Origin of the sequence: Paenibacillus sp. P3E, assembly GCF_001909045.1 — a bacterium.
Lineage (GTDB): Bacteria > Bacillota > Bacilli > Paenibacillales > Paenibacillaceae > Paenibacillus_AQ > Paenibacillus_AQ helianthi.
Genome location: NZ_LVWH01000108.1, coordinates 1 through 1362, shown reverse-complemented (window position 1 = coordinate 1362; position 1362 = coordinate 1). Strand labels below are relative to the sequence as shown.

Here is a 1362-nt window from a genome sequence, read left to right as displayed (position 1 = left end):
CAGTTAGTAGTATCTATTCAGTATATTCATTTGATGATAGTGGAATATTCAAAAGTTATTTTAATGCAACTTTTCATTCCATGGTAATGGTACATTTGGGTGATATTCTATTAATAGGTTAGCTAAATCAATACGGATTGTATCCACATTCTTTAGGATTAATTTTTAGTATTGTTGGACTAAGTATCTTGAAATTCACTATATTAATGGGTATTTTAGTGTTTCTCAATTTTCATCTTATTTATAGAGCTCAAAACCGAAATTAGTGGTTGAGAACTAAAGCGAGGTTAAAACTGAAAAAACATCTGTAAATCCGGTATTGTTGTAAGTCCGACCAAACAACAAAAGGATATGACAGATGCCACTTCAGTATATCAATGAGCTGCTCTGATTACCAGAACTACAACTTCATAAAATGTGAATCATTAATGCAGAAGAGGTTCATCTGGAGGCTGAGCCGGTTGCTTACAAGCAACCCTGTCCCCTGTGCCAAACAGAACAAGAAGTGAAACGCAACGGTCGCAATGAGCCGCGTAAGATTCGGCATCTGAATCTCTTAGGCAAAAGATGCTATCTAGTGGTACCTTCACTTCGTTTGTTTTGTTCCCATTGCCAAATCGGCTTTGTTTGGATCTACGAATTTGTGGGTCCCAAACAACGGTACAGCTATCTTTTTCATTGCAAACCGTAGAACAAGCATTGGGCTCTACAGCGGCTCATAGTGCAAGAATGCAAGAAGCGCCTGCAAGTACGGTACAGCGGATGCACCAGGAAGCCCTTCCAGCAAAAAAAGTGAACGCCTTTCCAAGCAAACTTGGAGTGAAGCTCTAGATCATTCAGGCTTGGTACTTGGGGTCGATGACTTTGCGATCAAAAAAGGACATACGTACAATACCGGCATTCACAATCTTCGAGGTGAAACTCTGCTCGATGTGCTGGCTGGGCGTAAACTGGAGGATCTGCGTGCTTATGCTCGTTCGCACCCTGACTTTCTTGCGCTGAAGCCCAAAGCCGTGGTCATGGATTTGGCTCAGATGTACCACACAAGGATCAGCGAAGGGTTTCCAGATGCGACTCGAATTGTAGATCGCTTTCACATTCACGGCTAAAATAGATAATTCTATCAAAGATGGACATTTTCAAAAGGTTTTTATTGATATGAATTTTTAACCGATATCCAATCGAACTATGCTGCTAATCTTCAAGTTTTGAACGTACCTTTGAAAAATAATTATTACGTTTCTAATCGAAATACATTTAAAAATATCATTATGTTAGAAAAAAACGAATCGGATCGCATGCAGGGAGTTAAAGGAGTAATTCCAGAAGAAAAGAATAGTTACTTGCATTACTCTATATATG

At 39.2% G+C, this 1362-nt stretch carries 1 pseudogene; it reads left to right on the top strand.

The window, feature by feature from the left end:
* Positions 1 to 415: 415 nt before the first annotated feature.
* Positions 416 to 1106 (top strand): annotated as a pseudogene (locus A3842_RS33885) (transposase); the annotation flags it as partial.
* Positions 1107 to 1362 lie beyond the last annotated feature (256 nt).